The 25,010-nt window shown below is 60.5% G+C and carries 22 protein-coding genes; 18 read left to right on the forward strand and 4 right to left on the reverse strand.

Annotation, left to right across the window (positions count from 1 at the left end; genetic code table 11):
* The first annotated feature begins 2 nt into the window (after positions 1-2).
* Positions 3-914 (forward strand): LysR family transcriptional regulator, encoded by a 912-nt coding sequence (locus DSM14862_RS08670; RefSeq protein WP_007119878.1) that lies wholly within the window; start codon positions 3-5, stop codon positions 912-914.
* 284 nt (positions 915-1,198) lie between these two features.
* On the forward strand, positions 1,199-3,358 hold the full coding sequence (gene purL / locus DSM14862_RS08675; protein ID WP_007119879.1) for a phosphoribosylformylglycinamidine synthase subunit PurL: 2,160 nt from the start codon (positions 1,199-1,201) through the stop codon (positions 3,356-3,358).
* A gap of 212 nt (positions 3,359-3,570) precedes the next feature.
* On the opposite strand, the gene DSM14862_RS08680 is transcribed toward purL, so the two are convergent.
* Both DSM14862_RS08680 and DSM14862_RS08685 read right to left on the reverse strand, forming a co-directional pair.
* Positions 3,571-4,830, reverse strand: a complete 1,260-nt coding sequence (locus DSM14862_RS08680; RefSeq protein WP_007119880.1) for a vWA domain-containing protein — start codon at positions 4,828-4,830, stop codon at positions 3,571-3,573.
* A 5-nt stretch (positions 4,831-4,835) separates the two neighbouring features.
* Positions 4,836-5,744, reverse strand: coding sequence for an AAA family ATPase (locus DSM14862_RS08685; RefSeq protein ID WP_007119881.1), 909 nt, complete (start codon positions 5,742-5,744; stop codon positions 4,836-4,838).
* Positions 5,745-5,933: 189 nt separating this feature from the next.
* Between DSM14862_RS08685 and DSM14862_RS08690 the strand changes: the two genes are divergently transcribed.
* From DSM14862_RS08690 to DSM14862_RS08735, 10 genes are all read left to right on the forward strand, one after another.
* Positions 5,934-6,953, forward strand: a complete 1,020-nt coding sequence (locus tag DSM14862_RS08690; RefSeq protein ID WP_007119882.1) for a glycosyltransferase family 2 protein — start codon at positions 5,934-5,936, stop codon at positions 6,951-6,953.
* Positions 6,950-7,576, forward strand: coding sequence for a sulfotransferase (locus tag DSM14862_RS08695; RefSeq protein WP_007119883.1), 627 nt, complete (start codon positions 6,950-6,952; stop codon positions 7,574-7,576). Before DSM14862_RS08690 ends, DSM14862_RS08695 begins: the two co-directional genes overlap by 4 nt.
* Positions 7,576-9,948, forward strand: coding sequence for a glycosyltransferase family 2 protein (locus DSM14862_RS08700; RefSeq protein ID WP_007119884.1), 2,373 nt, complete (start codon positions 7,576-7,578; stop codon positions 9,946-9,948). The genes DSM14862_RS08695 and DSM14862_RS08700 overlap by 1 nt, the downstream gene beginning before the upstream one ends.
* A gap of 4 nt (positions 9,949-9,952) precedes the next feature.
* Complete coding sequence (locus tag DSM14862_RS08705) at positions 9,953-10,642, forward strand: FkbM family methyltransferase (RefSeq protein WP_007119885.1); 690 nt, start codon at positions 9,953-9,955, stop codon at positions 10,640-10,642.
* Positions 10,632-11,699, forward strand: a complete 1,068-nt coding sequence (locus tag DSM14862_RS08710) for a glycosyltransferase family 2 protein (RefSeq protein WP_007119886.1) — start codon at positions 10,632-10,634, stop codon at positions 11,697-11,699. The genes DSM14862_RS08705 and DSM14862_RS08710 overlap by 11 nt, the downstream gene beginning before the upstream one ends.
* Before the next feature lie 144 nt (positions 11,700-11,843).
* A complete protein-coding gene (locus DSM14862_RS08715) occupies positions 11,844-12,803 on the forward strand; it encodes a hypothetical protein (protein WP_007119887.1) in 960 nt (319 codons plus the stop codon).
* Between the two features lie 45 nt (positions 12,804-12,848).
* Positions 12,849-13,880 carry a dihydroorotase gene (gene pyrC / locus DSM14862_RS08720; RefSeq protein ID WP_007119888.1) on the forward strand — a complete coding sequence of 344 codons (1,032 nt, stop codon included), beginning with the start codon at positions 12,849-12,851 and terminating at the stop codon, positions 13,878-13,880.
* 55 nt (positions 13,881-13,935) lie between these two features.
* Positions 13,936-14,613, forward strand: coding sequence for an orotate phosphoribosyltransferase (locus tag DSM14862_RS08725; protein WP_007119889.1), 678 nt, complete (start codon positions 13,936-13,938; stop codon positions 14,611-14,613).
* 151 nt (positions 14,614-14,764) lie between these two features.
* Positions 14,765-16,264, forward strand: coding sequence for a replicative DNA helicase (locus DSM14862_RS08730; protein WP_040701264.1), 1,500 nt, complete (start codon positions 14,765-14,767; stop codon positions 16,262-16,264).
* A gap of 186 nt (positions 16,265-16,450) precedes the next feature.
* Positions 16,451-16,906 (forward strand): DsrE family protein, encoded by a 456-nt coding sequence (locus DSM14862_RS08735; protein ID WP_007119891.1) that lies wholly within the window; start codon positions 16,451-16,453, stop codon positions 16,904-16,906.
* A gap of 175 nt (positions 16,907-17,081) precedes the next feature.
* Here DSM14862_RS08735 and DSM14862_RS08740 read toward each other — a convergent pair whose 3' ends face one another.
* Complete coding sequence (locus DSM14862_RS08740; RefSeq protein ID WP_007119892.1) at positions 17,082-17,789, reverse strand: sterol desaturase family protein; 708 nt, start codon at positions 17,787-17,789, stop codon at positions 17,082-17,084.
* A gap of 165 nt (positions 17,790-17,954) precedes the next feature.
* Here DSM14862_RS08740 and alr point away from each other — a divergent pair, with 165 nt between their 5' ends.
* From alr to purF, 5 genes are all read left to right on the forward strand, one after another.
* The gene (gene alr / locus DSM14862_RS08745) at positions 17,955-18,998 is read left to right on the forward strand and encodes an alanine racemase (RefSeq protein WP_007119893.1); all 1,044 of its coding nucleotides are present in this window, start codon (positions 17,955-17,957) and stop codon (positions 18,996-18,998) included.
* Positions 18,999-19,276: 278 nt separating this feature from the next.
* Positions 19,277-20,080: a hypothetical protein gene (locus DSM14862_RS08750; protein ID WP_007119894.1), complete on the forward strand. Its 804-nt coding sequence runs from the start codon at positions 19,277-19,279 to the stop codon at positions 20,078-20,080.
* Between the two features lie 103 nt (positions 20,081-20,183).
* On the forward strand, positions 20,184-21,551 hold the full coding sequence (radA, locus tag DSM14862_RS08755; RefSeq protein WP_007119895.1) for a DNA repair protein RadA: 1,368 nt from the start codon (positions 20,184-20,186) through the stop codon (positions 21,549-21,551).
* A gap of 30 nt (positions 21,552-21,581) precedes the next feature.
* Complete coding sequence (locus tag DSM14862_RS08760) at positions 21,582-22,136, forward strand: CvpA family protein (protein ID WP_007119896.1); 555 nt, start codon at positions 21,582-21,584, stop codon at positions 22,134-22,136.
* 255 nt (positions 22,137-22,391) lie between these two features.
* Positions 22,392-23,876 carry an amidophosphoribosyltransferase gene (gene purF, locus DSM14862_RS08765; RefSeq protein WP_007119897.1) on the forward strand — a complete coding sequence of 495 codons (1,485 nt, stop codon included), beginning with the start codon at positions 22,392-22,394 and terminating at the stop codon, positions 23,874-23,876.
* A gap of 81 nt (positions 23,877-23,957) precedes the next feature.
* On the opposite strand, the gene DSM14862_RS08770 is transcribed toward purF, so the two are convergent.
* Positions 23,958-24,227, reverse strand: coding sequence for a hypothetical protein (locus DSM14862_RS08770; RefSeq protein WP_007119898.1), 270 nt, complete (start codon positions 24,225-24,227; stop codon positions 23,958-23,960).
* A 286-nt stretch (positions 24,228-24,513) separates the two neighbouring features.
* On the opposite strand from DSM14862_RS08770, the gene infC reads away from it, so the two are divergent.
* Positions 24,514-24,975: a translation initiation factor IF-3 gene (gene infC, locus DSM14862_RS08775; RefSeq protein ID WP_243254370.1), complete on the forward strand. Its 462-nt coding sequence runs from the start codon at positions 24,514-24,516 to the stop codon at positions 24,973-24,975.
* Positions 24,976-25,010 lie beyond the last annotated feature (35 nt).

Here is a 25,010-nt window from a genome sequence, read left to right on the forward strand (position 1 = left end):
CCATGGATTGGGACAAACTCAGAATTTTTCACGCCGTGGCCGACGCCGGGTCGCTGACCCATGCGGGCGACAAGTTGAATCTGTCGCAGTCCGCGGTCAGCCGGCAGATTCGCGGGCTTGAGGAACAGCTCAACACCAACCTCTTCCACCGCCACGCACGCGGGTTGATCCTGACAGAACAGGGTGAGCTGCTGTTCGATGCGACCTCGGCCATGGCCAAGCGTCTCGACGCCGCCGCCGCGCGCATCCGCGACAGCGAAGAAGAAGTGTTTGGTGAGCTACGGGTCACCACCACCACCGGCTTCGGCACCCTTTGGCTCGCCCCGCGCCTGCCCAAACTCTATGAACAATACCCCGACCTCAAAGTCGACCTGATGCTCGAGGAACGCGTTCTCGATCTGCCCATGAGGGAGGCCGATGTCGCCATCCGTATGAAAGAGCCGAGCCAGGCCGATCTGGTCCGCAAACGCCTGATGACCGTGCGCATGGGACTCTACGCCACCCCTGAGTATCTTGAGAAACATGGCACCCCAAAGCGCATGGAAGACATGGCCGATCACCGTTTGATCTGTCAAAATACCGACAGCGATCAGGTCGGTGCCGGGCTGCAATTGGTCAAAGAGCTGATGATGTATGACCTGCGCTCACTGCTGACGGTCAACAACTACTTCGGCGTTTTGCAGGGCGTGGTGCATCACCTTGGCCTTGGCGTGCTGCCCAACTACCTCATTCAGGACTTCCCCCATATCGTGCAGGTGATGCCCGATATCGAATCCGCCGAAGTGCCGGTCTACCTTGCCTACCCCGAAGAGCTTCGCCAATCCAAACGCGTCGCCGCTTTCAAGGATTTCGTGCAGGAAGAGATCATAACCTACCGCAAACTCTGGCGCGAACGGACCGAAGGCGAAGGCTGACCCCCCGCCGCCACCTCAGCCATGCATTAGGCGCATATCGGCCATGATGACTTGCGATGTTAAATAGCCTTGATCTGAGCAGCTCTGCCTCCTATTTCATCGTCATGAAGATTGACAGCCCGAGGGCGCGTCGCTTCATACCTCCCTGTTGGACTTGGCCGAGCTTCGTGCTCGGCCTTTTTTTTGGCCTATCCCATTCTTTCAGGCCACAGGCGGCCAAACCCACTTCCCCCCCGCCACTTCCCCTTGTATGAGGGCGCGAACGCGCCAGCCGGGGAATTTCCATGCAAGATCCAGCCATCACTCCTGACCTCATCGCCAGCCACGGGTTCACCCCCGAGGAATACGCAGAGGTCGTGAACATCCTCGGGCGCGAGCCGAACTATACCGAGATGGGTATTTTCTCGGCCATGTGGAATGAGCATTGTTCGTATAAATCCTCCAAAAAGTGGCTCCGCACCCTGCCCACTGACGGCCCGCAGGTAATCTGCGGCCCCGGCGAAAACGCAGGCGTGGTCGATATCGGCGACGGCCAGGCGCTGGTCTTCAAAATGGAAAGCCACAACCACCCCTCCTACATCGAGCCCTACCAAGGCGCCGCTACCGGCGTGGGCGGCATCCTGCGCGATGTCTTCACCATGGGCGCGCGCCCGATTGCGGCGATGAACGCGCTCAGCTTTGGCCGCCCCGACCACCCCAAAACCCGCCAGCTTGTGCACGGCGTCGTCGAAGGCGTCGGCGGCTACGGGAACTGCTTCGGCGTCCCCACCGTGGGCGGCGAAGTGCGCTTTGACACCGCCTATGACGGCAACTGCCTGGTCAACGCCTTCGCGGCGGGCCTCGCAGATGCGGACAAGATCTTCTACTCCGCTGCCTCCGGTGTCGGCATGCCCGTGGTCTACCTCGGTGCGAAAACAGGCCGGGACGGCGTCGGCGGCGCGACAATGGCATCGGCCGAATTCGACGACACGATCGAAGAAAAGCGTCCCACCGTCCAAGTCGGCGACCCCTTCACCGAAAAGCGCCTGATGGAAGCCACGCTTGAGCTGATGGCGACCGGTGCCGTGATCTCGATCCAAGATATGGGCGCTGCGGGCCTCACCTGTTCGGCCGTGGAAATGGGCGACAAAGGCGGCCTTGGCGTGCGTCTCGACCTTGAAAAAGTGCCAACGCGCGAACTCAACATGACCGCCTATGAGATGATGCTCAGCGAAAGCCAAGAGCGGATGCTCATGGTGCTGCGCCCCGAACTTGAGGCCGAAGCCAAAGCTGTCTTCGACAAATGGGATCTCGATTTCGCCATCGTCGGCGAAACCCTCCCCGAAGACCGCTTCCTCATCTGCCTCAATGGCGAGGTCAAAGCCGACCTGCCGCTGTCGAAACTCGCATCGACCGCACCCGAATACGACCGCCCGTGGGTGGAAACTCCCGCCGCAATGCCGCTGGCCGACACCCCACAAATCGACCCCATCGGGGGTCTGCGCGCGCTGATCGGCTCTGTGAACCACAGCTCCAAAGCGTGGGTCTACGAGCAATACGACACGATGGTCATGGGCGACACCGTCCGCCTGCCCGGCCTCGGCGCTGGCATCGTGCGCGTGCATGGCACCAACAAAGCGCTGGCATTCACCTCCGACGTGACCCCACGCTACGTCAAAGCCAACCCCACCGAAGGCGGCAAACAGGCCGTCGCAGAAGCCTACCGCAACCTCTGCGCCGTAGGTGCCAAACCGCTTGCAACAACCGACAACCTGAACTTCGGCAACCCCGAAAAGCCCGAGATCATGGGCCAGTTCGTCGGCGCGATCAAAGGCATCGGCGAAGCCGTCGGCGCGCTCGACATGCCGATCGTCTCGGGCAACGTCTCGCTCTATAACGAGACCGACGGCAAAGGCATTCTGCCCACGCCCACCATCGGCGCGGTTGGCCTGCTCGACAATGTCGATGACATCATCAGCAACCAGCTACGCGAAGGCCATATTGCCCTGCTGGTCGGCGCCGCTGGCAGCCACCTAGGCCAATCCGCCTTGCTCGCCGAAGCCTTTGGCCGCATCGAGGGCGACGCGCCCCATGTCGATCTGGCAACCGAACGCCGCCACGGCGAATTCATCCGCGCGCAGGCCAGCCATATCTCCGCCTGCACCGACCTCGGGGATGGCGGCCTTGCCCTCGCCGCCTTTGAGCTGGCCGAAACCGCCGGCGTTGGCGTCGAGCTTGAAAGCGATGACACCGCGGTCCTCTTCGGCGAAGATCAGGCCCGCTACCTCATCGCCTGCACCGCCGAGGCTGCCGAGACACTCATCGCCGCGGGCAAAGAAGCAAACGTTCCCGTCTCTCAAATTGGCGCCTTCGGTGGCAACAAGGTCAGCTTCGGCGCTGCCTCCGCCCCGCTCACCGATCTGCGCGAGACCTACCGCACCACCTTTGCCAAGACCTTCGCCTAAGAAACTCTGGTTTCGGAGCCGCCCTTGCTTGTGACCAAACGGTCGCGCGCAGGGCGGCGGGACAAGCGAAATCGCCGAGGGGCCCCTTCAGGGGATGCGGCTATTTCGCTTGGCGCGACGACAGGCGGGTGACAGGCCGGGATCAATCAAGGGTGGGTGCGAAACCTTCTGGTTTTGGAGAGACCCGCAGCCCCCCTCCCTCTCCTCATCGCCTAAACGGCTGCGTTCAACCCTGCCAACATCCGCGCCTTTTCGCCCAGATCATCGGGGCGCGAGATCGCCTCAGCCAGCGCTTCCAAAGACGCAATCGAATGCCCCGCGCGAAAACTGTCAACATGAGGCAGCATCGCGCGAATGCCCGCAGCCTTGGGCGCGAACCCGTCCCAGCGGAGCAGCGGGTTCAGCCATATCACCCGCCGCGCCGTCAGATGCAGCCGCTGCATTTGCCGTGCCAGTTCCGCCGGATCGTCTCGGTCAAGCCCGTCGGTCACCAACAGCACAACCGCGCCCTGCCCCATAACCCGCCGCGACCAATCGCGGTTGAACGCCGCGAGCGCAGTGCCGATGCGCGTGCCGCCCTCCCAATCCTGCGCCTGTGCGCCCGCTGTTGCCAGTGCCACATCCACGTCGCGCGTGGCGAGATGCCGGGTGATATTTGTCAGCCGCGTGCCAAAGGTAAAGCCATGCACCTGCGCCCAGCCCGCACCCTTGCGGTTGGCCACCGCATGAAGGAAATGCAGGATCACTCTGCTGTATTGGCTCATCGAGCCCGAAATATCGCAAAGCACCACAAGGTTCGGATAGCGTTCCCGCGGCTTCATCCGGTAGAGCCGCTCCATCTCCCCCCCACGCCGAAGCGCCGCTTTCATCGTGCGCGCCACGTCGATCCGCCCGCGCGCCGCCGCCACATTCCGCCGGCTGGGCATCGGCGGCACCGGGAGGGTAAGCTTGGCCAACATCCGTTTCGCCTGAGCCATCTCGGCAAGGCTCATCTGTTCGAAATCCAGCGTTCGGAGCCGCTCACGCGCCGACATGGTGAGGCTTGCATCCACCTCTATGAGTGTCTCCTCCGGCGCGGGCTGATCCTCACGGACCGGTGCTTCCGCCCCGTCTAGCAAAGCCTCCGCCGCGCGTTTTTCGGCGGGGGTCGCGGGACGGTCCTCCTGCACACCGCGAATGGCAGGCAGCATCGCAGCCATCATATGTTCCAAATAGCGCGGATCACGCCAATACAGCCGGAATATCTGCGCAAAGACCCGCGCCTGCTCAGGGCGGCTCACGAAACAAGCATGCAACGTCCAATAGAAATCGCGGCGGCTGGTGAAGCCAACGGCGGCAACCGCCTCCACCGCCTCCACCACGCGGCCCGGCCCGATGGACAGCCCCGCCCGGCGCAGAGCGCGGGCAAAATGCGTGATATTGCCCGCAAGCTTAGGATCGTCCGGCAATTCAAGGGGGAGCTGCTCGGCCATTCTGCTCAGGCAGGGACCAGCGACGCGCGGGCCTGCTCAAGAATACGCGCGGCTTCGGAGCCTTGGAGCTTGGCGATGTCATCTTGGTATTTCAGCACCGCCCCAAGCGTGTCGGCGATCACCTCAGGGCTCAGCGTTGTCACATCCAGCGCCAACAAACATTTCGCCCAGTCAATTGTCTCTGCCACACCCGGCTTCTTGAACAAATCCTCGGTGCGCAATTGCTGAACAAAGGCTACGACTTCGCGGCTGAGCGCTTCCGCCGCCTCAGGCGCGCGGGCCTGCAGGATCGCCATCTCGCGTTCCACATCCGGGTAGTCAACCCAGTGGTAAAGACACCGCCGCTTCAGCGCGTCATGCACCTCCCGCGTGCGGTTTGAGGTTAGGATCACGATCGGCGGCTCCGGTGCGCGGATCGTGCCAAGCTCGGGGATCGTCACCTGAAAATCACTCAGCGCCTCCAGCAGGAACGCCTCAAAGGGCGCATCGGTCCGGTCCAGCTCGTCGATCAGCAGCACCGGCGCGCCGTTCTCGTCGGGACGCAGCGCCTGCAAAAGGGGGCGTTCAATCAGGTAGTCATCGCTGAACAACTCTTGGGTCAGTGCACGCCGGTCCGCGCCGCCCCCGGCTTCTGCCGTACGGATCGCCACCATCTGCGCCGGAAAATTCCACTCATACACTGCGCTTGAGGCGTCGAGCCCTTCATAACACTGCAACCGGATCAATCGCCGCCCCAGCCCCGCGGCCAGCGCCTTAGCAATCTCGGTTTTGCCCACGCCTGCTTCGCCTTCCAGAAACAAGGGCCGCCCCAGTGTCAGGCTTAGGAACACAACAACCCCAAGGGCGCGGTCACAGACATAGCCCTCCGCGCTTAGCATCTCTTGGACCGCGTCGATGGTTTCAATGTTTTTCATAGGCCCAGTGGTGCATTCCCGCCCCGCCCCGTCAAGGGGTCTGACAGGGCTTGCGCAGATTGACGTGATTTCTTCGCGCTGGCATAGTCTTAACCAATAATTGACGGCCACTGGGGACAACCACCGGGGCCACAGGGGCAGATATGGGACAGTGCACTATCATCGCGACCCGGCGCGGCGGGGTCTGACATGCGCATTACCGCTGTCACCTGCGTCAAGAACGAAGGCCCGTTTCTGCTGGAGTGGATCGCCTTTAACCGGGTGATCGGGCTTACGGATTTTCTGTTTTACTCCAATGATTGCACCGATGGGACTGACCGACTTCTAGACGCGCTTGGCGCGCAGGGCATCGTCACCCACCTGCCGAACCCGGCCACCAACCGAAACTACCAGATGCAGGCGCTGAAAGACGCGCGGCGTCAGCCCATTGTCACAGGAGCGGATTGGGTCTGGGTCGCGGATGTGGATGAGTTTCTCAACATTCATGTGGGTGACCACCGCCTGCCCGCATTGATTGAGGCTTGCGGCAACCCACAAGCGATCTCGGTGCATTTTCAGTTCTTTGCCAATGGCGGGGTTACCGATTACGTCGACAGGCCCGTCATCGCGCAATTCACCCACAGCCATAATCCAGACATCTGCGGCGCTGACACGGCGATGGAGGTTAAGTCGCTAATCCGGCGCGACTTCCCTCTTGGTTACTACGGCGCGCATCGGCCCTTTCATGACGACGAGAAAGACCAGCCCCATTGGACGGATGGCGCCGGCAGGCAGGTCCCCGACCTCTTTCGCAGCGCCGCCAACAAACGCCGCATCCGCGCTTTTCCCGCCCGCGGCGCGCGGCGCTTTGCGACGCTCAATCACTACGCGCTGCGGTCACTCGACAGCTATCAGGTCAAGAATGACCGGGGCGATGTGAACCGTGAGCATCGCGCCTTTGATGACACCTATTGGCGCGAGCGCAACGATGCGGCGTGGGAAGATCGCTCAATCCAACGCTACCTGCCGGCCCTCGGTGCAGAGATAGACCGCCTTAAGGCCTTGCCGGGTATCGCAGATTTGCATTTGGAAGCCGTTGCCGCTCACCGCGCGCGGCGCGATGCGCTTCTGGCTGACCCGGCCTATGTAGAAATGCGCGAACAACTTCTTAACGCCAGCCCCTATTGCGCCGCCGAAGCGGACATCCTTGCTGAAATAGGCCTGCCATGACCGGGCCACGCATCATAAACCTCGGGCTGCCAAAAACTGGCACCACGACACTGACCGACGCGCTGCGCCACGCGGGGCTTAAGGTCGCCGATTGGCGCATCCGTCGCGGGCAAAGCAATTTGCCTGATATCGTTGGAGAGCATGTCGGACGGATCCTTTATGCCGATTACTTTGTCAGCGGCGACCCGTTGGCGCGGTTGCGCGAGTTCGATGTGGTCAACGAGATGAGCGCCGTGCGCCATGACCGTAGCCTTTGGCCGCAGACCGATTGGGGGTTGTTGCAGGCCATTCAAACTTACCACCCAGACATCAAGTTCCTCCTGTCGCACCGCGACCCGGTTAAGACGGCCAACAGTATGATGCGCTGGCGTAATCTGGGCAACAAACGCTTGCCGCAAGCGGACGTGCCGGGCCTGCCACGGGGTTTTGGCCGCACTGAGGCCGAACTGGCCAAATGGGTTGAGGGGCATTTTGCCTTCTGTCGCCGCATATTTGCGGGATGCGACAATTTCTTGGAATTCGACATCGAAGACCCTGATGCACGCGACAAGATCGCGGCCTACCTCGGCATCGAACTGCCGTGGTGGGGCCAGAGCAACACTGGCAAAGCAGAGGCCGAATAATGCGTCTAACCCTGTACATCGGCCCAACTGAAAAAGCCGCCGCACGGCTGCGCAACATCCTAAAACAACAACAGAATGCACTGCTAATGCAGGGGGTTTACGCGCCCGATTGGAACCATGTTCGCCTTTATGCCGCCTGCGCCGCGCCCGATGCTGTGGGGCTGCTGCGCTATCGACGGGGTCTGGACAGCCCCTTGATCCACACCACGCTGCCCGACGAATTCAACGCGCTGATGTCTCGCGAATTGGCCGAGACACACGCCGATCATGTAGTGCTAAGCGCTGCGCAATTGGGCAACTTGCTGTCCCGACCCGAAGAGCTTGCCCATCTGCGTGACCTGCTTTCTGCGCATTTCGATGACATTCAGATCGTCGCCCACCTTGACGAACAGGCCCGCCTGCTTACGGCGCATTACGCCTTTGCCGTGACCGAAGGCCGCCGCCATTCTTTGACCCAAGAACTGGCCTTGACCCAAGATTTGGCTGTGGCTGAACGGGGCAACTGGTGGCAAGCTGCGCGTGAGAATACTGAGAACGCGCCTGACTTCGGCCTTTTCCCTGATGTGCAAGACCCGCCGTTTTGGCTCGATTACCATGCGCTACATGCTCATTGGGCCGAGGCTTTTGGCACTGAGAATATCCATTTTCGCCCGCTCAACCTTTCGCATCTATTGTCAAAGGACGGGGCCCGCGAAGTCACCGACAGTCTTTGCCTGACCACGCCCCTCGGTCCGGTTGACCCCGGTCGCGCGATCGCAGCCCTGCCCGCGCCATGGCTTACGCGGATGCAGCGATTTAACGACGTGTTGATACGCTACCTACAGGTACATGATCTTTCTTGCCCACGTAGTACGTGGAACCAGATGTTGCAGGCGATCCAGATCGGCGGCGCGCCAATCCCCCCCGGCAGCCTCGCCCCGATCTCTGCGCATTTCGCTGCCGACAATGCCGCACTGATCGAAAAGTTCCCCGCACTGGCCAAGGCGCTGACCCCCGATACGCCCGCCCCCCTTTGGCGCGAGGCGGACCCCGCATTCGGCTTTCGCGCAACGCAATACCTCGCCGCCTTTGCCCACCGCATCCGCACCACTGCAACCCCGCTGGCTCAAAAACGCGCGGAGGCTGAGATGGCGCGCCGCTCCGCCACCAAGTTTGAGACGATGCTGCACGATCCAGATGCTTCTAAGGACGTGCGCAAGGCCAAAGTCCAACTGTTGAACCGGGTGAAGGTCAACCATGAGATGATCCTCAGCAGCCCCTTCCGTCCGCACAACCGCACAACCCTTGAGGATGAAGACCAGCCCGCGCCCGCCTATACCGCCGTCCCGCCGCGCCAATTGCCGCCCGGCAGCAGCGGCAACGTCATCGTCGGCTGCATGAAAAACGAGGCACCGTATATCCTTGAATGGGTCGCCCATCACCGCTCCGTGGGTTTTGACAATTTCCTGATCTACACAAATGATTGTACCGATGGCACCGATGCTGTGCTGGCCCGACTGCAAGATCTGGGCATCCTCCAGCACCGCAACAATGACGATTGGAAGGGAAACTCCCCGCAGCAGCATGCGCTGAACCAGGCGCTTAAACAGCCGCTGATACGCGATGCTGAATGGATCGCGCATATTGACGTGGATGAATTCGTGAACATTCGCACCGGCAATGGCAGGCTGGATGACTTCTTTGCCGCCGTGCCGGAGGCGACGAACGTCGCCATGACATGGCGGCTTTTTGGTCATAACGGGGTGACGGCGCTTTCAGACGCCCCGGTGATCGGCCAGTTTGACCACTGTGCCCCCGCCTATTGCCCCAAACCCCATACTGCATGGGGGTTCAAGACGTTGTTCCGCAACATTGGTGCCTACGAAAAGCTTTCCTGTCACCGGCCCAACAAGCTGGATGATACGCGGGAAAACCAGGTGAAATGGGTCAATGGCTCAGGCCAAGATATGACGCGCGAAGCGCTGCGCAACGGCTGGCGCTCTTCCAAAAGCAATATCGGCTATGAGCTGCTGCAACTGAACCACTACGCGCTACGCTCGGCAGAATCGTTCCTGGTTAAACGCCAACGCGGACGGGCGCTGCATGTCGACCGCTCCATCGGGATCAACTATTGGATCCGCATGGATTGGAACGATCACCGTGATGTCACCATTCAGCGCAACCTGCCACGCCTGCAGGCCGAGATGGACCGGTTGCTGGCAGACGATCAACTCCGCGCACATCACGAAGCGGGCCTTGCTTGGCACCGTGCCAAGGCCGAAGACCTGCACCAAATGCCAGAGTTTCGCGATCTCTACCGCCAAGCCCTTAACATCCAGTTAAGCGCGTCCGAGCGGGTGGCCTATGCCCTTGCCCTTGATATGGAAAGCTGACCTCGTGACGGACACCTCGACTGAAGCCAATTTCATCCATTCCCGCGGTATGAAGTTCCCCGACGACCCTACAATTCTGCGCGGTCGGGTCCGCAAACTGCTGCGTCAAAATTCCTATGAGACCAAAGAAAGCGAGGCAGCCTTGCGGGTGGTCCGCGAAGGCGACCGGGTGATCGAACTGGGCGGCGGTGTCGGCTATATGTCGACGCTGGTGGCCAGCAAACGCCAGGTCGCCTCGGTGCATTCCTTTGAAGCCAACCCCAACCTCATCCCCTATATTTGTCGCGTCCATGCAGCTAATGGGCTAAGCAACGCGCATGTCACCAACGCCATTCTCGGCCCCGCGCCGGGCAAGGTCGATTTCCATGTGCGCGCGCAGATCCTGTCGTCCTCCATGACCCGCTTTGAAGGCGAAGACCCTCCCGAAACCCATCAAATCGACGTGCTTGATGCCGCTGGGGTCTTCGCCGAGTTGAACCCCACCGTGCTGATCTGCGATATCGAAGGCGCAGAGGTGGACCTAATCCCCACACTGCCCCTCGCCAATCTTCGGGCGGCCATCATCGAACTGCACCCGCAATGGATCGGTCCTGAGGGCGTCAACAAGGTCTTCGCCGCGTTTATGAACGCCGGCCTGGCCTACTATCACCGTGGTTCGCATAACAAAGTCGTGGCATTCCGCCGTGAGTGGTAAGCCCCCCTCCCACCTCGCGATCCTTTGCCTGCGCAATGAGGGCGCGTTCCTTCTCGAATGGCTCGCCCACCACCGCGCCATCGGGTTTGATCATGCGCTGGTGTTTTCCAACGATTGCGACGACGGCACGGATGCGATGCTTGACCGTTTACAAGCACTTGGCGGCGTGACCCACATCCGCAACGACGGCCCCTATGATAAAGGCGGGATACAGTTCACCGCGTTAAAGACCGCTGCCGATTTGGAGGTTGTGCAACTGGCCGACTGGATCTTGCCGCTCGACATTGATGAGTTCGTGAACATCCATTGCGGCGATCACAGTCTCGCCGCGCTGCACGGCGCCTTGCCCGAGGCCACGTCGATCACCCTCACATGGCGGCTGTTCGGCAATGCCGATCAGGTGCGCTACAAAGACCATCCCGTGACCGAGACCTTCACACGCTGCGCGCCCGCCGTGATGCATTGGCCGTGGCGTGCCGCGATGTTCAAAACGCTTTACCGCAACGACGGCACCTATGCGCAACCCGGCGTGCACCGCCCCCGTGGCCCTGATCCGGCGCGACTGGATCAAGCCCGCTGGTTCGACAGCCATGGCCGCCCCCTGCCCGACCTGTTTAAAACCCGCCGGATCTTTTCCAATTACGGACGCCAAAATCATGGTCTGGCTCAGATCAATCACTATCCCTTGGGCGCAATGGAAACCTACGTGCTTAAAGCCGACCGTGGCCGCGCCGTGCACAGCGACCATATGCTGGGGCTAGACTATTGGGTGGAGCGGAATTTCAACACCGAGACCGATACGACAATCAGCGCCACCGCACCGGCGCGCGCGCGGGAACTGGCCGCGCTTAGGGCTGATCCAGAACTCGCCGCGCTGCACGACGCTGCGGTCGCATGGCGCCGCACCCGTTTCGACGCGTTGATGGAACAAGAGCCCTTTCGCGCCCTCTTCGGACGCCTGCTCATGGCGCCGCCAAGCCGCCCGGTGACCGCCAAGGCTGCACGCTTTATGGTTGAGTATGCAAGACGCGGCCAAGCGCACGAAAGCCAGCATTAAAACGCTCGATGGCGCACTGCCCCCGGAAAACCGTCACATTCTCTTCAAATTCTCACGGATTTTCCGCATTTTTGCCCTATTATCCGGCTAACCCTAGCTGAGAAGGCGGATCTGCCCCGCCGCGACAAGCCCTGAGGATGCCCGATGCCGAGCGATACGCCCACGATCGAAAGCTCACTGGCCGATATGCCCAAACGCGAATGGCTGCGCGCGGTTGAGGCCGTGGCCGAAGAGGACGGTTATTTCCAGTCTCTCGGCAAACGCCATTTCTCGGCCTTTATTGAGCGTGACAGCACCCTGCTCGTCACCTTTGAAACCTATCAAGGCATGCACGCACTGTCGGACAAGGCGCAGCCCCTGGGCTGGGACATGGTACGCAACCACGACTGGTCGCATCTGTGTCTGGCCAGCGACGGTGACACATGGTTCCGCGCCGAAGAGGTCTACGCCTATTTCGACCGGCTGATTGATGATGGGTTCTTCGACGAATTCGAGCAGGTTCTTTTCTACGGCGCTGGTCCCTGCGCCTATGCCGCCGCCGCCTATTCCGTCGCCTCTCCGGGCGCTGCCGTGGTCGCGATCCAACCGCAGGCCACGCTCAACCCACGCCTCACCGAATGGGACGACCGTTTCACCGATATGCGCATTCTCGATTTCACATCGCGCTACGGCTACGCCCCCGATATGCTCGACGCCGCCAAACGGGTTTTCGTGCTCTATGATCCCAAAGAAACACTCGACGCGATGCACGCTGCGCTCTTTACCCGGCCCAATGTGACCAAGCTGCGGATGCCCTACATGGGGGACGCACTGCAAACTGACCTTTTGGAGATCGACCAGCTCGACCCGCTGCTGCAGGCTGCCGCGGATGGCACATTGGATGCCACGCGCTTTGCTGCCCTTTACCGCGCGCGGCGCGATTATCTGCCCTATCTGCGCAATCTCAGCCAAGCGATCAACGCCCAAGGGCGCGAGATGCTACTCGAAGCCGTCTGCGCCAATGTCAGCTCGCGGATGAGCGCGCCCCGCTTTGCCCGCCGCCTCGAGCGGATGCGCGCCCGCCGTCAGGCCCGCACGGCAGAGGCGGCCACCGCCACCGGATAGGTTTTCAATCTGGCGCGCGCCCCCGCTCTGTGCTAGCCCGCGCCCATGACACAAAGCATCACGATCCGCCGTCCCGACGACTGGCACCTGCACCTGCGCGACGGCGATATGCTGCGCGCCGTACTGCCCCATAGCGCCCGCGACTTCGCCCGCGCGATCATCATGCCCAATCTCGTGCCGCCGGTTGTGACCGGTGCCCAAGCCGCCGCCTACCGCGACCGGATTTTGGCCGCCCTGCCCGAAGGCGCGGATTTTACCCCGCTGATGACCCTCTATTTGACCGAGGACACGGACCCCGAAGATGTGGCCCGCGCCCACGCAGATGGACTGATCCACGCTGTCAAACTCTACCCCGCAGGCGCCACCACCAACTCCGCCAGCGGCGTCTCCAACTTCGACAAGGTCGCCCCCGTGCTCGACCGCATGGCCGAAATCGGCCTGCCGCTCTGCACCCACGGCGAAGTCACCGACAGCGAGATTGACATCTTCGACCGCGAAGCCGTCTTCATCGACCGCGTGCTCGACCCGATCCGCCGCGCACACCCTGCGTTGCGCGTGATCATGGAGCATATCACCACCGCCAATGCCGCAGACTACGTCCGCAGCAACGACAGTGGCCTCGCGGCAACGATCACCACGCACCACCTCGTGATCAACCGCAACCACATCCTCGCCGGCGGCATCCGCCCGCATTACTACTGCCTGCCCGTCGCCAAACGCGAGACCCACCGCCTCGCCCTGCGCCAGGCGGCCACATCCGGCGACGCGCGATTCTTCCTCGGCACCGACAGCGCGCCGCACACCGATGGCGCCAAACTGCAACCCTGCGGCTGCGCAGGCTGTTTCACCGCGCCCAACACAATGTCGATCCTCGCGCAGGTCTTCGAAGACGACGGCGCGCTCGACAAACTCGAAGCCTTCACCTCGCTCAACGGCCCCGCCTTCTACGGCCTGCCCGCAAACGAGACCCGCATCACTCTGCGCCGCGAAGCCCCTGCACACCCCAGCAGCATCGACACACCCGACGGCCCGGTCACGGTCTTCGACCCCGGTTTCGACCTGCACTGGACCTCTTAAGCTTCATCCTCTCTTAAATACCGATCCGACCTCTCCCTGCCCAAGGACGCCTGCCATGATCCCCACCAGCCACCCTAGCCCCGAAGAAATGGCCCGCCTCACCGCGCGCATGCTGCTGGAGATCGGCGCAGTCCATTTCAACGCGGAGGAGCCCTTCACGCTGGCCTCCGGCTTGCCCAGCCCGACCTATATCGACTGCCGCAAGCTGATCTCGCACCCGCGGATCCGATCCACGCTGATGGATTTCCTTACCGTCACCGTGATGCGCAACGCCGGTTTCGAGGCCTTCGACAACATCGCGGGCGGCGAGACCGCAGGCATCCCCTTCGCCGCTATGGTGGCTGAGCGCATGGCGCTGCCGATGACCTATGTACGCAAAAAGCCAAAAGGCTATGGCCGCAACGCGCGGATCGAAGGCGAGATGACCGAGGGCCAGCGCGTGCTGCTGGTCGAAGACCTGACCACCGATGGCGGCTCGAAACTCAGCTTCGTCGACGCGATTCGGGAAACCGGGGCGAGTTGTGCGCATACCGCGGTAATCTTCCACTACGGCATTTTCCCGCAGACCGAAAAGACCCTTGGTGACCATGGCGTTAGTCTGCACGCATTGTGCACATGGTGGGACGTGCTGGCCGAAGCCCGCGCGCAGAACGCCTTTGATGTGGCCACCCTGACCGAGGTTGAAGCCTTCCTCAATGCCCCGCGCGAGTGGCAAGAATCCCGCAAAAGTTAAGCGAGATTCACCAAGATGTTGACGTAAGACCCCACCACAAGGCAAGATGTGGTGGGGTCTTTTGCGCGCAGAGATATCCACAGAAAGATACAATTTGCGCCGGGCATACCCACTGGCTATGACGACCATCTGGGTAAATATGGGTGAGGTCATGAACGAGATTACATCGCTGAACGCGAACCAATTGGCGGTGCAGGCACCGGAATCGATGCCGCATTCGATTGAGGCCGAACAGCAATTGCTGGGCGCCATCCTGACCAACAATGACGTCTATGACCGCGTCGCTTCCGTCATTGGCCCCAAACATTTCTACGAGCCGGTTCACGCGCGGATCTTCGATATCGCGGCCCAGCGTATCGCTAAGAACAACCTCGCCTCCCCAGTAACGCTCAAAGCTTTCATGGAAGACGACGAGGGGCTGAAAGAACTCGGCGGCCCGGCCTATCTTGCCCGCCTTGCCGGGGCCGCAATCAGCGCCTTTGCCGTGCGCGACTACGCACAGATGATCTATGACCTCGCCGTGCGCCGCGACCTGATCCAACTGGGCCGTGACATCTCGGCAAAGGCCGCGCAGGTCGATGTTGCGTCTGAGCCGCGCGAGCAGATTGTCGAAGCGGAACAGGAGCTCTACAAACTGGCCGAGCAAGGTCAGGTCGAAAGCGGTTTCCAGTCCTTCCTCAAAGCGGTGACCGATGCGGTGAACGTGGCGAACGCGGCCTACCAGCGGGACGGCGGCCTCTCGGGCGTCTCCACCGGCCTGATCGACATGGACAAGAAACTCGGCGGCTTGCACCGGTCTGACCTTTTGATCCTCGCCGGGCGTCCATCGATGGGTAAAACCTCGCTTGCGACAAACATCGCCTTCAACGTGGCCAAAGCCTACAAGCGTGGCCAAAAGCCCGACGGCTCCACAGGTGCGGTCGATGGCGGTGTGGTGGGCTTCTACAGCCTTGAAATGAGCGCCGAGCAGCTTGCCGCGCGTATCCTTTCAGAAGCTGCTGAAATCCCCAGCCAGCAGATCCGCTCGGGCGACATGACCGAGACCGAGTTCCGCCGGTTTGTCGACGCCGCCAAAGCCCTCGAAGCCTGCCCTCTGTTCATCGACGACACGCCCGCCCTGCCGATCAGCCAACTTGCCGCCCGCGCGCGGCGGCTCAAACGGACACATGGGCTGGACGTGCTGATCATCGACTACCTGCAGCTGGTCCGCGGCACAGGTAAATCGGAAAACCGGGTCAACGAAATCTCGGAAATCACCATGGGTCTCAAGGCCATCGCCAAGGAACTCGACATTCCGGTGATCGCGCTGTCACAGCTGTCGCGTCAGGTGGAAAGCCGCGACGATAAACGTCCGCAGCTGTCGGACTTGCGCGAATCCGGCTCGATCGAACAGGACGCCGATGTGGTGATGTTCGTGTACCGCGAGGAATACTACAAAGAACGTGAAAAACCCGGCGATCACGAGCTCGACAAGATGGCCGCGTGGCAGGAAGAGATGGAACGTCTGCACGGCCGCGCCGAAGTGGTGATCGGCAAGCAGCGTCACGGCCCGATTGGCACCGTCGATCTCAGCTTTGAAGGTAAGTTCACCCGCTTTGGCAACCTTGTGCAGCCTTGGCAGCAGGGCGATCGGGACGAACAAGAATTTTAAGTCTACCCCAAAGGCATGGTCAGCGCCCGATTTTGCGGCGCTGACATGGTGCCTCAGCCCATCCGGCGCCCCTTCAAATTCACATCTGCGAATAAATGATTTGGATTGCTCCCCTCTCTTGCTAGGCTAGGTGGGACAGTTCTGCGCACCCGCGTTTGAACCGTCATTCATATTGGGAGGAACCACATGACAAACATCATCCGAGCCATCTGCCTATTGCTGGCCAGCAGCTTTGCCTTCGCCCTTCAGGCCGAAGAGACCGAGCGCTACGGCAAGCAGAAGGTCGTCTATCACATCAATTACAACGGCGGCGAAGCCTCTAAGGCGCATTTGGGTGCCATGCGTAACATCCAGAACCATATCAACGCCGTCGGGGCAGAGAATATCGACGTGAAGGTCGTGTTGCACGGCAACGGTCTAAGCCTGCTGGCCGATGCCAAGGGCAACGAGAAGATGCAGACCACCGTCTCATCGCTTAAGGGCCAAAACGTCAGCTTCCACGTTTGTGATAACACCCTGCGAGGACGCAAGATTAGCTACGAAGACGATCTCTATGATGTCTGGGAAGAAGACATCGTGCCCTCTGGCGTCGCCGAACTCTCGCGGCTCCAGCAGATGGGTTATACCTACATCAAGCCTTGATCTGAAGCGCCCGGGGGGCATCCCTCCGGGCGATAAGCGTGTCCTCTGCCTACGTTGCTTCGGCGGCAATCTGGACAAGGGAGGTGAAATGGGTTTGGCCTTTCGGGATACGCGTAATCCTACCCACGTCATCCAGGCTGGCACTCTGCCTGTGACGCTTGGGGGAATTTCACACCTATCCCCGTGCAGCGCGGGCCACCTCTGTCTCAGTCAAAGCGTATTTTGACGCAAACTTCGCGCGGGCGGCAAGAAGCCTCGGGTCGTCGGGTTTCATGCCCAAGGTACGGATAAACGCAATGCGCTGCTGCTGTTTCAATGCTTCGGTGTCGATATCCGTGCCCATGGCGCGATCGATGATCTCTCCGCCCGGGCTGACGTGGAACCACTTGTTGAAATCGCGGAAATGATGCTGGTTGTGCAACCGCGTGACATGGCGCTCTACCGCGGTTTTAGGGACGGTCAGATGCGCTGTCATATGGAACCATTCATAGATCAAAAAGGTCAGCACCCCGCCCAAGGGCACAACTGCTGTCGCAATCCAGATCGCAGTCTCAAACCCCAGCAGCGCCGCGATTCCCCAGACCAACAGGAAATTGCCTGCCAGCATCGGCAGGGCGACCCAGAGCGGGACAAAGAAAAGCCCGTGGTTGGTGGGAAAATCATGGTGCCCGTAATGCGCGCGGTAAAGCAGATCAAAGGCCCACTGCCGTTTCGGCGGATCAAGGTGAAAGATATGGCGGTGTAGGTTGTATTCGTTCAACATCTGCGCTGCGACCCCCAGCGGGACCAACGCCCAACACCACAGCGGCGCCCCCCAAAGCATCGCCACAATGGCCACCACACAGGCCAGCGCCATAAGTGACACGCCCGCATGGCCGAACATGATCTTGATCCTTGTCACCCGCCTGACCTCCCTGCCCTGCGCAACCGGCCCATCTTGGGCAACCCGTAGGCAAAAGCCTATCAAATCGACCACCTTCCTGTCGCGCATGACGTTAGGTGCCCTTGGCCGCTTGACCTTGCCCTGCATTCCGGCCCACATCCGCACATGAGTAAAGCGACCCTGACCATCGACCTGCAAGCCATCGCCAACAACTGGCGCGCCCTTGACCGGCTGACCAAAGCCGAGACTGGCGCGGTGGTCAAAGCCGACAGTTACGGATTAGGGGCCGAACGCGTGGCCAACGCTTTGGCACAGGCCGGCGCGCGGCAGTTTTTCGTAGCTTTGGCCGAGGAAGGTGCTGCACTGCGTCAGGCTTTGGGCGACAGGCCGGTCATCAACGTTTTCTCTGGCCATATGGCAGGCGATGCCGAGGCCATCCGCGACGCGGCGTTAACGCCGATGATCAACTCAACCGAGCAACTTTTGCGGCAACTTGAAACCCTGCCCGGCCACCCCTTTGGTGTTCAACTCGACAGTGGGATGAACCGCTTGGGGATGGAACCCGCAGAATGGGCCGCTTTGCGCGACATCGCGCAGAGCCAGCCCCTCACGCTTATCATGTCACATCTGGCCTGCTCAGATGCGCCCGACCATGAGATGAACGCCGCGCAATTGCGCAGTTTCCACGACATGACCCAAGGGATCGATGTCGCGCGCTCACTGTCGGCTACAGGCGGTATCCTGTTGGGTTCAGACTATCATTTTGACGTTACCCGTCCCGGCATCGGACTTTATGGCGGTCGCCCCTTTGACGACGCGCAGCCAGTGGTGACCCTCGACGTGCCGGTCATTCAAACCCGCACCGTGACCCCGGGCGAGACTGTAGGCTATGGCAACAGTTGGACTGCGGATACCATGGTGACGCTTGCCACGGTCGCTGCGGGCTATGCCGACGGGTTAAAGCGTGCCCTAGGAAATGCGGTGGGTGAGGCATGTTTTCAACACGACGGAAAAACACTGCCCATCGTTGGCCGCGTATCGATGGACCTCATTACGGTCGATATTTCCGCGCTTTCCGACGTGCCCCAAACACTGCAGCTAATTGGCCCCGGACAGGGTGTTGATGATTTGGCAGATTGGGCCGGGACGATCGGCTATGAAATTCTCACCTCGCTCGGTGCAAGATACGACCGGCATTATATCGCTTAAATCGGCGATTTCTTACCGTTCGCGAGAGTTCGGAATGAAATGCAAGCCGATTTACCGGCCTCAAACGGTGCAAACTCCCATGGCTTTCCGATGCCCGTCGGAAAAATAAAACCCCACATTAGAGCGAAAAATTTCCTAAATACCGAAGGTTGTGCCATACTATCGGCAACACTTAGCTAAATCCCCAGCATAATTCCGCATAGAGTTGGAACAAAGAAGGATAAAGGGGCGTTAGTCGGCAGAAACTTGCTTAGTAGCTCTTCCAGGGGGGAGAAAGTATGTCCCAGCTTCGTTCCATTGCCTACCTCGCTCAATTTGCATTTCAGCGCCTCGCGTTGGCCATTTTCGCCCTTGCGGCGCTCGCGCTTACCGGTGCCAGCCTCATGGCCGCATTTGGCCTGTGGAATTGGGTCAGCCTTGACCTTCAATATGCCGGGGAGCCTGTCGAAAACGCCGGGATGTATGCCCAGCTTGCCCTTACTGCTCTGGCCGTCGGTCTGTGCTTTTTCCTGCCCACCAACCGCCGTGTGATGCAGCTTGAAACCTCGCACCGCCAGTTTAATGTCGGGATGCAGGACGTGGCCCGCGCCTACGGCATGGTGCACGCCGCTGATCGGGCAGAGACCTTTCAGATGAGCTCGGAATTCGACTCGGTTCGTGAGCGTTTGGCCTACCTGCGCGACCACCCCGATCTCAGCACGCTTGAGCCTGCAGTCTTGGAAATGGCCGCCCAGATGAGCCATGTGGCCCGCGATCTGGCCGAGGTCTACTCCGATGAGAAACTGGCCCGCGCACGCAGCTTCCTAAAGCAGCGTCAAGAAGAGGTTGAATTGTTTAACAGCCGCCTGGACCAGGCAAAGAGCATCTCGACGGAAATGAAGCATTGGCTGCATGAGGTCGAACTTGAAGAGAGCGTCGCTGTGGCCCAGCTTGAGCGTCTGCGTGAAGAGATGCGTGAGATCATGCCAGAAATTGGCCTTGAGCGTGTGGTGCAAACCCAAGCGCCTGCGACCAACCGAAAGCCTGACCCCACCTCGCTTGATAACATCGTGATTGATCTTCCTCCCAAGGCCGCCGAATAAGTTAGGCGGCAGCATCCGGCCCATGGGTTCCCCCCCGGGATCATCGCCCACGGGCCGGATGCTTTTCCTTTGACGCCATTCCACCCTTGAGCGAAAAGGGCGCATGGCAAAATCCTCCTCCAGTTTCTCTTGCACCGAATGCGGTGCGAAGCATTCCAAATGGTCCGGGCGCTGTGACGCCTGCGGCGCTTGGAATTCCATCGTCGAAGACAAGGGCATCTCTGCAGGTCCGCCCAGCAAATCCTTGGGCGCGCGGCGCGGGTCCGCGATTGAGCTGACCGACCTTGCCACCCAAGAAACCCCGCCCCCCCGCGCCCAATCCGGCATCGCCGAGTTGGACCGCGTTCTAGGTGGCGGATTGGTGCCGGCCTCGGCGATCCTGGTCGGCGGTGATCCGGGGATCGGGAAATCCACCCTCCTCCTCCAAGCCGCCGCGCATTTTGCCAAGTCAGGGCTCAAAACCATCTACGTTAGTGGCGAGGAAGCAAGCGCTCAGGTCCGTATGCGCGCGCAGCGCCTAGATCTGGCCGAAGCGCCGGTGAAATTAGCCGCCGAAACCAACCTGCGCGATATTCTAACCACGCTGGAGGCCGAGCGCCCGCAACTGGCGATCATCGACTCAATTCAAACCATGTGGGCCGATAATGTCGAGAGCGCCCCCGGATCGGTCAGTCAGGTCCGCGCCGCCGCGCATGAGCTGACCAGTTTTGCCAAACGGCGCGGTGTCGCGGTGATTCTGGTGGGCCATGTCACCAAAGAGGGCCAGATCGCAGGCCCGCGTGTGGTAGAACATATGGTCGACACCGTGCTTTATTTCGAAGGCGAGCGCGGCCACCAGTTCCGCATCCTGCGCGCAGTGAAGAACCGATTTGGCCCGGCGGATGAGATCGGTGTCTTTGAAATGACCGGTAGCGGCTTGGCCGAAGTCACCAACCCCTCGGCTCATTTTCTGTCTGAGCGCGGCCAACCCTCCCCCGGCTCCGTTGTGTTTGCGGGCATCGAGGGCACGCGGCCCGTTTTAGTTGAGCTTCAGGCGCTCGTTGCACCCTCGCCCCATTCCCAAGCGCGGCGCACCGTGGTGGGCTGGGATTCGGGGCGTCTGGCGATGATCCTTGCCGTGTTGGAGGCGCGCTGCGGCATCCCCTTTGCTGGGCTAGATGTCTACCTCAACGTTGCAGGCGGTATGAAGATATCTGAGCCCGCCGCCGATTTGGCCGTGGCCGCGGCAATACTTTCGGCCCGCGAAGACGTGGCTCTTCCCGCCGAAACAGTTGTTTTCGGCGAAATCAGCCTATCCGGTGCGCTGCGACCTGCCAGTCAGACGGAAAACAGGTTGAAAGAGGCGCAAAAACTTGGTTTTACGAGCGCTATTGCACCACGCGGCGGGAAAGCCGTGGGTGCGACCGGAATTGCGCTGAATACAATGAGCGATCTGACCGGATTTGTTGGCGAAATTTTCGGGGCGGGCTGATCCCCCCTTTAGACGAGGGCGAGAACGCGCATGGACGGTTTTACCATTATTGACGGGGTGGTTGCGGTGGTCATCGTGCTATCGGCACTGCTGGCCTATGGCCGCGGGCTGGTGCGCGAGTTGATGGCGATTGTTGGCTGGATTGCAGCCGCGGTATTGGCCTTTCTCTTTGCACCGCAGGTTGAACCGCTGGTGCGCGAACTGCCCTATATCGGCGAATTCCTTGCCGATAGCTGTGAACTGTCTGTGATTGGCGCCTTCGCACTGGTCTTTGCCGCGGCACTGATCATTGTTTCGCTCTTCACGCCGCTATTCTCTTCGCTGGTGCACCGCTCGATCCTCGGCGGAATTGACCAAGGCCTTGGCTTTATCTTCGGCGTTGTGCGGGGCGTCTTGCTCGTCGCGATCGCCTTTTTCGTCTATGACACCGTCATCACCGGAGAGCGTGCGACCGCAGTCGATAACAGCCGCTCTGCCGCTGTCTTCTCGCGCTTTACCGGCCAGATCGAAGAAAAAGACCCCCAAGAGGCACTTGGTTGGATCACCAACCGCTACGAAGCGCTCGTCGGGAAATGCAGCGCCTAAGCGTTCATAATCCCTTAACAGACTAGATTTAGACAGGCGGCCAGAGCATAGGGCCGCCTGTTTTGCGTTTGAGGATGGTCGGTTACACATTTTGGTCAACCGCATCCGCCCCGGCTGCTCATCTTACGGTCAAGCGTCCCGCTTTATTGTGGCTGTCTTCCCCTGCGTGCGACATGCGGGGTGACAGCCGGGTACGAAGCCCCTACATAGACACCGACCCCACCCGGATTCGGAGTTGCCCCGTTGTCCAAGCTCATGCCACCTGCCCATCCTTTTGACACATCCTATCTGCGCGACAGCGGAGATGAGGACAAACTGAAGGAGGAATGCGGCGTTTTCGGCGTTGTTGGCGTTGCTGATGCCGCCACTTTCGTGGCCCTCGGCCTCCATGCCCTCCAGCACCGCGGACAGGAGGCTGGCGGCATCGTCAGCTATGACCCCGAAGCTGGTTTTCAATCTGCCCGCCGCTTTGGCTATGTGCGCGATAACTTCACCTCGCAGGACATCATGCAGACCCTGCCCGGCGAATTGTCGATCGGCCACGTGCGCTACTCCACCTCCGGAAACAAAGGCCCGACCGCGATCCGCGACGTGCAGCCCTTCTTTGGCGAGTTTGCCATGGGCGGTGCGGCGATTGCGCATAACGGCAATATCACCAACGCCAATGCCCTGCGTCGTGAGCTGATCGAGCGCGGCTCGATCTTTCAGTCGTCCTCGGACAGCGAGTGCATCATTCACCTCATGGCGCGCTCGTTACAGCAGAACATCCCCGAACGGATGGAAGACGCCCTGCGCCGCGTCGAAGGTGCCTTCTCTGTCGTGGCCATGACCCGCACCAAACTGATCGGTGTGCGCGATCCATTGGGCGTACGCCCGCTGGTTCTGGGCCGGGTTGGCGATGGCTGGGCACTGAGTTCGGAAACCTGCGCGCTCGACATTATCGGTGCCGAATTCGTACGCGAGATTGAGCCGGGAGAGATGGTGGTTATCACCGAAAAAGGCGTCGAAAGCCACTTTCCCTTCCGCCGCGTGCCGTCGCGCTTCTGCATTTTTGAACATGTTTATTTCAGCCGTCCTGACAGTATCCTCGGTGGTCGCTCGGTCTATGAAACACGCGAGAATATTGGCCGTGAACTGGCCAAGGAAAGCCCCGTTGACGCCGATCTCGTCTGCCCCGTGCCCGACAGCGGCACCCCGGCGGCGATTGGATTTAGCCTCGAGTCCGGCATTCCTTACGCGATGGGGATCATCCGCAACCAATATATGGGCCGGACTTTCATCGAGCCGACCGAGCAGATCCGCAACATGGGTGTGCGTCTTAAGCTCAACGTCAACCGCGCGCTGATCAAAGGCAAGCGGGTGATCTTGGTCGACGACTCGGTGGTGCGCGGCACGACCTCTCGCAAGATCAAAGAGATGATCCTCGATGCCGGGGCGGCCGAAGTGCACTTCCGCATTGCTTCCCCGCCGACGGCTTGGCCTTGCTTTTACGGCGTCGACACCCCGCAGCGTGAAAAGCTGTTGGCCGCCACCATGTCGGAAGAAGAAATGCGCGATCACCTACAGGTCGACAGCCTCAAGTTCATCTCACTCGACGGGCTCTACCGTGCGGTGGGCGAAGCCGAAGGCCGCAAGGCTGATTGCCCGCAATATTGCGATGCGTGTTTCTCGGGTGAATATCCGGTGATCCCAGCCGATCAGGTGAAAGAAGGGTTCCAAATGAAGCCCGCCGCCGAATAGAGCAGCGCATTATTTTAGTCAAAGCAAAGGCCGCGCCCGGTTCCCCGGATGCGGCCTTTGCTTTTCGTCTTAGGCGGTTGTTCAGTTCTGCACAGCAGGCTCTGCGGCATCGTTGGCGCTTTCGGTGGCATCATCAACCGCCTCAGTGATCGCCTCTCCGGCGGCATCAACGGTGTCGGCAATTGCGTCAGCGGCTTCCTCAGCGGCTTCCGTCACCTCCTCGGCCACGGCGGGCGCATTGATCGCATCAGAGGCTTCGATCGCCACTTCCTGCGGCCCCTTGCCCGTGAAAAGCATATAGCCCGCCAGCGCAATCACCGCCGCCACGACCAACCAAATCAGATTCTTCATTTTATTCCCCTCGTTCTACGCCCCGCAGAGTTCAAGATTACCCCCGCAGTCGCATACCCGTCAATTGCCCCACAATGGCCGAGGATCAAGAGGAAATCGAGGCAAACCCCATGCATAGCGCCATTTTGCGGCTTGAAGATGCCCCCTGTCGGGTTTACCTTGCATTCTCGGAATAGGTAACAATCAAAGGACCATCACCATCGCTCGCAGACCTCATAACGCGCCGCCCCAACGTGACACTGGCCCGCGCGTCAACGACAAGATCCGCTCCACTGAAATTCGACTGATCGGTGCGGACGGCGAAAACGTCGGCGTTGTAACGCCTCAGCGTGCCATGGAAATGGCCGAAGAAGCTGGCCTCGACCTTGTCGAGATTTCGCCGAATGCCAAGCCGCCTGTGTGTAAGATCATGGATTTCGGCAAGTTCAAATATGAACAGCAAAAGCGCGAGAGCGAAGCCCGTAAGAAACAGAAGATCATCGAGATCAAAGAGGTCAAGTTCCGTCCGAACACGGACACGAATGACTACGATGTGAAGATGCGCAACGTCTTCAAGTTTCTCGAAGGTGGCGACAAGGTGAAGATTACTCTGCGGTTCCGTGGCCGCGAGATGGCACACCAGAACCTTGGTCGTGAGCTTTTGGAACGCGTTGCTGCAGACACCAAAGACATCGGTCGGGTCGAGAACTTCCCAAAGATGGAAGGCCGCCAGATGGTCATGGTGATCGGGCCTCTGCCCAGCAAGTGATCTGATCGGTCTAGGGCCTGCATCTCAGGCGAGAT

This window comes from Sulfitobacter indolifex, assembly GCF_022788655.1.
In the GTDB taxonomy this organism is placed as follows: Bacteria; Pseudomonadota; Alphaproteobacteria; order Rhodobacterales; family Rhodobacteraceae; genus Sulfitobacter; species Sulfitobacter indolifex.

Bases quoted from the DNA above. Each gene is read 5' to 3' on its own strand.
- DSM14862_RS08735 (WP_007119891.1), top strand. From the start codon at position 16,451: ATGACAAACATCATCCGAGCCATCTGCCTATTGCTGGCCAGCAGCTTT.
- DSM14862_RS08670 (WP_007119878.1), top strand. From the start codon at position 3: ATGGATTGGGACAAACTCAGAATTTTTCACGCCGTGGCCGACGCCGGG.
- DSM14862_RS08690 (WP_007119882.1), top strand. From the start codon at position 5,934: ATGCGCATTACCGCTGTCACCTGCGTCAAGAACGAAGGCCCGTTTCTG.
- DSM14862_RS08700 (WP_007119884.1), top strand. From the start codon at position 7,576: ATGCGTCTAACCCTGTACATCGGCCCAACTGAAAAAGCCGCCGCACGG.
- purL (WP_007119879.1), top strand. From the start codon at position 1,199: ATGCAAGATCCAGCCATCACTCCTGACCTCATCGCCAGCCACGGGTTC.
- DSM14862_RS08760 (WP_007119896.1), top strand. From the start codon at position 21,582: ATGGACGGTTTTACCATTATTGACGGGGTGGTTGCGGTGGTCATCGTG.
- DSM14862_RS08695 (WP_007119883.1), top strand. From the start codon at position 6,950: ATGACCGGGCCACGCATCATAAACCTCGGGCTGCCAAAAACTGGCACC.
- DSM14862_RS08685 (WP_007119881.1), bottom strand. From the start codon at position 5,744: ATGAAAAACATTGAAACCATCGACGCGGTCCAAGAGATGCTAAGCGCG.
- purF (WP_007119897.1), top strand. From the start codon at position 22,392: ATGCCACCTGCCCATCCTTTTGACACATCCTATCTGCGCGACAGCGGA.
- DSM14862_RS08715 (WP_007119887.1), top strand. From the start codon at position 11,844: ATGCCGAGCGATACGCCCACGATCGAAAGCTCACTGGCCGATATGCCC.
- DSM14862_RS08750 (WP_007119894.1), top strand. From the start codon at position 19,277: ATGTCCCAGCTTCGTTCCATTGCCTACCTCGCTCAATTTGCATTTCAG.
- DSM14862_RS08730 (WP_040701264.1), top strand. From the start codon at position 14,765: ATGAACGAGATTACATCGCTGAACGCGAACCAATTGGCGGTGCAGGCA.
- radA (WP_007119895.1), top strand. From the start codon at position 20,184: ATGGCAAAATCCTCCTCCAGTTTCTCTTGCACCGAATGCGGTGCGAAG.
- DSM14862_RS08725 (WP_007119889.1), top strand. From the start codon at position 13,936: ATGATCCCCACCAGCCACCCTAGCCCCGAAGAAATGGCCCGCCTCACC.
- alr (WP_007119893.1), top strand. From the start codon at position 17,955: ATGAGTAAAGCGACCCTGACCATCGACCTGCAAGCCATCGCCAACAAC.
- DSM14862_RS08740 (WP_007119892.1), bottom strand. From the start codon at position 17,789: ATGTTCGGCCATGCGGGCGTGTCACTTATGGCGCTGGCCTGTGTGGTG.
- DSM14862_RS08680 (WP_007119880.1), bottom strand. From the start codon at position 4,830: ATGGCCGAGCAGCTCCCCCTTGAATTGCCGGACGATCCTAAGCTTGCG.
- DSM14862_RS08770 (WP_007119898.1), bottom strand. From the start codon at position 24,227: ATGAAGAATCTGATTTGGTTGGTCGTGGCGGCGGTGATTGCGCTGGCG.
- pyrC (WP_007119888.1), top strand. From the start codon at position 12,849: ATGACACAAAGCATCACGATCCGCCGTCCCGACGACTGGCACCTGCAC.